The following is a 5621-nucleotide window of genomic DNA, read 5'->3' as shown; positions in this document are numbered from 1 at the left end:
AGTTGCTCTCGGTAGCAGGCCTGCGGGTTGAAAACGAGGAGCATCCGATCCTTGAGAACTCAACAGCGTGCACAATGTCAAATGCCAAAATTTACCTCGTTGTGTGTTGACCTTTTGGTTGCATACACGATTCCTTTTGGATTAGACAGATTGTCAGACAGTCTGATTTAGTCAGATCAAGCTCGCTCGCTTCGCCTTATTCCGGCGGGGTTGGGCATTTATATTTGGCGCAGCTTTTGTTGTGTCGTTTATACCTTTACGGAGAGTTTGATCCTGGCTCAGGACGAACGCTGGCGGCGTGCTTAACACATGCAAGTCGAACGATGAAGCCGGAGCTTGCTCTGGTGGATTAGTGGCGAACGGGTGAGTAACACGTGAGCAACGTGCCCAAGACTCTGGAATAACTTCGGGAAACCGGAGCTAATACTGGATACGAGACGTAAAGGCATCTTTAGCGTCTGGAAAGAATTTCGGTCTTGGATCGGCTCACGGCCTATCAGCTTGTTGGTGAGGTAATGGCTCACCAAGGCGACGACGGGTAGCCGGCCTGAGAGGGTGACCGGCCACACTGGGACTGAGACACGGCCCAGACTCCTACGGGAGGCAGCAGTGGGGAATATTGCACAATGGGCGCAAGCCTGATGCAGCAACGCCGCGTGAGGGATGACGGCCTTCGGGTTGTAAACCTCTTTTAGTAGGGAAGAAGCGAGAGTGACGGTACCTGCAGAAAAAGCACCGGCTAACTACGTGCCAGCAGCCGCGGTAATACGTAGGGTGCAAGCGTTGTCCGGAATTATTGGGCGTAAAGAGCTCGTAGGCGGTTTGTCGCGTCTGCTGTGAAAACCCGAGGCTCAACCTCGGGCCTGCAGTGGGTACGGGCAGACTAGAGTGCAGTAGGGGAGATTGGAATTCCTGGTGTAGCGGTGGAATGCGCAGATATCAGGAGGAACACCAATGGCGAAGGCAGATCTCTGGGCTGTAACTGACGCTGAGGAGCGAAAGCATGGGGAGCGAACAGGATTAGATACCCTGGTAGTCCATGCCGTAAACGTTGGGCGCTAGATGTGGGGACCTTTCCACGGTTTCCGTGTCGTAGCTAACGCATTAAGCGCCCCGCCTGGGGAGTACGGCCGCAAGGCTAAAACTCAAAGGAATTGACGGGGGCCCGCACAAGCGGCGGAGCATGCGGATTAATTCGATGCAACGCGAAGAACCTTACCAAGGCTTGACATATACCGGAAACGGCCAGAGATGGTCGCCCCGCAAGGTCGGTATACAGGTGGTGCATGGTTGTCGTCAGCTCGTGTCGTGAGATGTTGGGTTAAGTCCCGCAACGAGCGCAACCCTCGTCCTATGTTGCCAGCACGTTATGGTGGGAACTCATGGGAGACTGCCGGGGTCAACTCGGAGGAAGGTGGGGATGACGTCAAATCATCATGCCCCTTATGTCTTGGGCTTCACGCATGCTACAATGGCAGGTACAGAGGGCTGCGATACCGCAAGGTGGAGCGAATCCCAAAAAGCCTGTCTCAGTTCGGATTGGGGTCTGCAACTCGACCCCATGAAGTCGGAGTCGCTAGTAATCGCAGATCAGCAACGCTGCGGTGAATACGTTCCCGGGCCTTGTACACACCGCCCGTCAAGTCATGAAAGTCGGTAACACCCGAAGCCGGTGGCCTAACCTTTTGGAGGGAGCCGTCGAAGGTGGGATCGGTGATTAGGACTAAGTCGTAACAAGGTAGCCGTACCGGAAGGTGCGGCTGGATCACCTCCTTTCTAAGGAGCTTCTGACACGGTTTTCGTGTCCAGAGCCATTTCGGCAGCGAATGTCTGTCGGTGGTTTGCTCATGGGTGGAACATTTGACATGTGCCTCATGCGGATCTTGCAGGGTTGAGTACGCCTTCGGGTTGGAACGGTTTTGCTGGTGAGGTTTGGGGTTGTGCACGCTGTTGGGTCCTGAGGGGCCGGGCGCTGGCGGTTGCTGGTTGGCTGGTTTCTCGGGCCTGAGGCTGTCAGACTTTCGGGTTTGGTGGTTCAGGTACCGCCCGTACGTTGAGAACTACACAGTGGACGCGAGCATCTTAGACGCCAGGACTTCTGGTTCTGGTGTCACCAATTTATGGTCGAGAGATAGTTTTTTAATTATTTTCTTGAATTACTCATGGTGATCAAGTTTCTAAGTGCAAACGGTGGATGCCTTGGCATCTGGAGCCGAAGAAGGACGTAGGAATCTGCGATAAGCCTCGGGGAGTTGATAACCGAACCCTGATCCGAGGATTTCCGAATGGGGAAACCCCGCCGGGCTTGACCCGGTGACTCCCGCCTGAATATATAGGGCGGGTAGAGGGAACGTGGGGAAGTGAAACATCTCAGTACCCACAGGAAGAGAAAACAATAGTGACTCCGTTAGTAGTGGCGAGCGAACGCGGATGAGGCTAAACCGATCATGTGTGATACCCGGTAGGGGTTGCATGGTCGGGGTTGTGGGACTTTCTGGCTGCGCTACCGAGCAGCGAGCGTTACAGCGAATCATAGGCGAACGGTCTTGAAAGGCCGACCATAGTGGGTGTTAGTCCCGTAGTTGAAATGGTTCAATGGCGTAGAGAGTATCCCAAGTAGCACGGGGCCCGTGAAATCCCGTGTGAATCTGTCAGGACCACCTGATAAGCCTAAGTACTACCAGATGACCGATAGCGGACAAGTACCGTGAGGGAAAGGTGAAAAGTACCCCGGGAGGGGAGTGAAATAGTACCTGAAACCGTTTGCATACAATCCGTCGGAGCGCCCTTGTTGGTGTGACGGCGTGCCTTTTGAAGAATGAGCCTGCGAGTTATCGATATGTGGCGAGGTTAACCCGGGTGGGGAAGCCGTAGCGAAAGCGAGTCTGAATAGGGCGTTGAGTCGCATGTCATAGACCCGAAGCGAAGTGATCTATCCATGGCCAGGTTGAAGCGAAGGTAAGACTTCGTGGAGGACCGAACCCACCTAGGTTGAAAACTGGGGGGATGAGCTGTGGATAGGGGTGAAAGGCCAATCAAACTTCGTGATAGCTGGTTCTCTCCGAAATGCATTTAGGTGCAGCGTTGCGTGTTTCTTACCGGAGGTAGAGCTACTGGATGGCCGATGGGCCTCAACAGGTTACTGACGTCAGCCAAACTCCGAATGCCGGTAAGTGAGAGCGCAGCAGTGAGACTGTGGGGGATAAGCTTCATAGTCGAGAGGGAAACAACCCAGACCACCATCTAAGGTCCCTAAGCGTGTGCTAAGTGGAAAAGGATGTGGAGTTGCATAGACAACCAGGAGGTTGGCTTAGAAGCAGCCACCCTTGAAAGAGTGCGTAATAGCTCACTGGTCAAGTGATTCCGCGCCGACAATGTAACGGGGCTCAAGCACACCACCGAAGTTGTGGCATTCAAATATTCGATAGGCCTTCGTGGTCCAGTCGTTTGGATGGGTAGGAGAGCGTCGTGTGGCGAGTGAAGCGGCGGTGGAAACCAGCCGTGGACGCTACACGAGTGAGAATGCAGGCATGAGTAGCGAATGACGGGTGAGAAACCCGTCCTCCGAAAGACCAAGGGTTCCAGGGTCAAGCTAATCTTCCCTGGGTAAGTCGGGACCTAAGGCGAGGCCGACAGGCGTAGTCGATGGACAACGGGTTGATATTCCCGTACCGACGAAGAACCGTCCCAACTAATCCAGTAATGCTAAGAGTCCGAATCCGGGTTCGCACCTTCGGGTGTGTTTCCGGCCTAGCACTCGAACCTACGCTGGTGCGGTTAGCGTAGTAACAGGTGTGACGCAGAAAGGTAGCCGAACCGGGTGAATGGTTGTATCCGGGCAAGGATGTAGGGTTGGAGATAGGTAAATCCGTCTCCTGTATGCCTGAGATCTGAAGCGGAAGTCGTAAGACGAAGTCGGTGATCCTCAGCTGCCTAGAAAAGCATCGACGCGAGGTTTTAGTCGCCCGTACCCCAAACCGACACAGGTGGTCAGGTAGAGAATACCAAGGAGATCGAGAGAATCGTGGTTAAGGAACTCGGCAAAATGCCCCCGTAACTTCGGGAGAAGGGGGGCCTGAGGCGTAGTAGGACTTGCTCCGAAAGCGTTTGATGGCCGCAGAGACCAGTGGGAAGCGACTGTTTATCAAAAACACAGGTCCGTGCGAAGTCGCAAGACGATGTATACGGACTGACGCCTGCCCGGTGCTGGAAGGTTAAGAGGAAGGGTTAGCTTCGGCGAAGCTCTGAATTTAAGCCCCAGTAAACGGCGGTGGTAACTATAACCATCCTAAGGTAGCGAAATTCCTTGTCGGGTAAGTTCCGACCTGCACGAATGGCGTAACGACTTCCCAGCTGTCTCAACCGCGAACTCGGCGAAATTGCATTACGAGTAAAGATGCTCGTTACGCGCAGCAGGACGAAAAGACCCCGTGACCTTTACTATAGCTTGGTATTGGTGTTCGGTGTGGCTTGTGTAGGATAGGTGGGAGACTTTGAAGCGGACACGCCAGTGTTTGTGGAGTCGTTGTTGAAATACCACTCTGGTCACTCTGGATATCTAACTTCGAACCGTGATCCGGTTCAGGGACAGTGCCTGGTGGGTAGTTTAACTGGGGCGGTTGCCTCCCAAAATGTAACGGAGGCGCCCAAAGGTTCCCTCAACCTGGTTGGTAATCAGGTGTCGAGTGTAAGTGCACAAGGGAGCTTGACTGTGAGACTGACAAGTCGAGCAGGGACGAAAGTCGGGACTAGTGATCCGGCAGTGGCTTGTGGAAGCGCTGTCGCTCAACGGATAAAAGGTACCTCGGGGATAACAGGCTGATCTTGCCCAAGAGTCCATATCGACGGCATGGTTTGGCACCTCGATGTCGGCTCGTCGCATCCTGGGGCTGGAGTAGGTCCCAAGGGTTGGGCTGTTCGCCCATTAAAGCGGTACGCGAGCTGGGTTCAGAACGTCGTGAGACAGTTCGGTCTCTATCCGCTGCGCGCGTAGGAAATTTGAGAAGATCTTTCTTTAGTACGAGAGGACCGAGAAGGACGAACCTCTGGTGTGTCAGTTGTTCTGCCAAGAGCACCGCTGATTAGCTACGTTCGGAACGGATAACCGCTGAAAGCATCTAAGCGGGAAGCCGGCTTCAAGATGAGATTTCCATCCCTTTTGGGGAGAGGCTCCCAGTAGACGACTGGGTTGATAGGCCGGATGTGGAAGTGCAGTAATGTATGGAGCTGACCGGTACTAATAAGCCGATTACTTGATAACTTTTGTATGAGTGTTGTTCGCGTCCACTTTGTGGTTCTCGATGTATGGTCGGGATCCACGCACGAATTGGTTTCGTGTGTTGTTGATTCACTATGTCGATAGTGTTTCGGCGGCGATAGCGAGAGGGAAACGCCCGGTCACATTCCGAACCCGGAAGCTAAGGCTCTCAGCGCCGATGGTACTGCAGGGGGGACCCTGTGGGAGAGTAGGTCACCGCCGGACTTCTTTTGAGTGCGGAAGGTCCACCCAGTGTTGGGTGGGCCTTTCGTGTTTTCCGGGGCGTTGTGCGTGCGTGCGTGCGTGATCGTAGTGCGGCCTGGTTGTGTGTTGTGGTGTTGGGGTTGTCCTTTGGGCGGCCCCC

General features: G+C 54.2%; 3 rRNA genes. All 3 read left to right on the top strand.

The annotated features are described in order from the left end of the window. The first annotated feature begins 255 nt into the window (after positions 1-255). Positions 256-1776, top strand: a 16S ribosomal RNA gene (locus tag ZAL01S_RS09595). Between the two features lie 391 nt (positions 1777-2167). Beyond that, positions 2168-5260, top strand: a 23S ribosomal RNA gene (locus ZAL01S_RS09590). 105 nt (positions 5261-5365) lie between these two features. Beyond that, positions 5366-5482, top strand: a 5S ribosomal RNA gene (gene rrf, locus ZAL01S_RS09585). The 16S, 23S and 5S rRNA genes sit together here, the layout of an rRNA operon. The last annotated feature ends 139 nt before the right edge of the window (positions 5483-5621 follow it).

It is taken from the genome of [Zimmermannella] alba NBRC 15616, assembly GCF_001570905.1.
GTDB lineage: Bacteria > Actinomycetota > Actinomycetes > Actinomycetales > Microbacteriaceae > Pseudoclavibacter > Pseudoclavibacter albus.
Note: the sequence above shows the minus strand (reverse complement) of the source record. Positions and strands in the feature narration are given on the sequence as shown.